Annotated in this window: 1 protein-coding gene; it reads right to left on the reverse strand. The window is 29.2% G+C overall.

The features are described from left to right. Positions 1-161 precede the first annotated feature (161 nt). Positions 162-1,019, reverse strand: a complete 858-nt coding sequence (locus GO621_RS18665) for a Swt1 family HEPN domain-containing protein (RefSeq protein ID WP_157569917.1) — start codon at positions 1,017-1,019, stop codon at positions 162-164. Positions 1,020-1,200 lie beyond the last annotated feature (181 nt).

A 1,200-nucleotide genomic window follows, 5' to 3' on the forward strand; every position in this document is an offset into this window, starting at 1 on the left:
ATTCGTCAGCCAAAACCAAAGCTAAATTTATAATCAAATGTTGATGCTTCTTTTACCAGCTAAATTTTATTCCGTCGGCCGAAACTGAAGCAAAATAGTAAAATAAAAGTTGATGTATATTCCTTCAGCCAGTTTTTTGCCAAACCAATGTTGTAGGCAGTTTATTTAGGAGGTAATATCGTATATTGAATTGCTAAACAATCATCGCAGTTATTAAGTTTATGCCAAGTTTTTTTCGAAACAACTTTGACGATTACACTGTAGAAATCAGCTACGTCTGATTCATTAAATGTAATTTCAATATTTTTTTCATTTACAATTTCTTTTCCGCTAAAATTCCAAAAGATGTCATATTCAGCACTAGAAAACGACGGATCTATTTCAACTTCTAAACTTATTTTATCGTAACAATAAATGTAAAATTTTCTATTATCAAGGACTAAGCAATTTGTCCCCCAGTTAATATGTTCTCTTAAAAAATGTTGTCCAAATGAATCTGAATAAGATAGAAAAATTGGAACATTAAACTTCTTATCCATATTCAATGTTTTATAATGGCCTTTAATTGAATCAATAATATCATTAGTATAGCAAATAGATTTTTCTAATTGTCTTACAGAAATAGGGTTTGTATGATTAACACGGTTACGAATATCGCTCAATTCATTCAAACTGTTCTTCAATTGAATTCTACCTAATTTAAAGTTTTGCTCAAAAAAAGGCTTAAAAACTTCATTATAAAGATTTTCTTTACAGATAATTTCAATCAGATGCTCCAATAATGTAGCATCAATTTTTCTTTGAAATCTGTCAGAATAATTTTGAAATCTAGTTTCTACTTTATCTCTAATCTCTTTTCTAATTAAAAAGTGTCCTCCAGTTTCAATGTTAAGGTAATCATTGCCAAATTTTTCAGTAAGTTTTTGATCGATTATTCTTCTCAACCAATATTCTAAATTTTCTAGATACTTTTTTGCATAACCTTTTTTATCTTCTTCAGTCAATTTATATAACGGCATAGTTTTTAAAATGGTTAGTACAATGTTAGTTTAAATTGCCTACAACGGAAAAGGCTTGGCGAAGAACTGGAAATAGAATTCCTTCCGCCCGAACCAAAGTTAAATAATTGTTCAAAAGCTGATGCTTCTTTTACCAGCTAAATTTTTGTTCCTTCAGCCGAAACTGAAGCAAAATAGCAAG

It is taken from the genome of Mucilaginibacter arboris (genome assembly GCF_009754915.1).
Taxonomy (GTDB): domain Bacteria; phylum Bacteroidota; class Bacteroidia; order Sphingobacteriales; family Sphingobacteriaceae; genus Mucilaginibacter_A; species Mucilaginibacter_A arboris.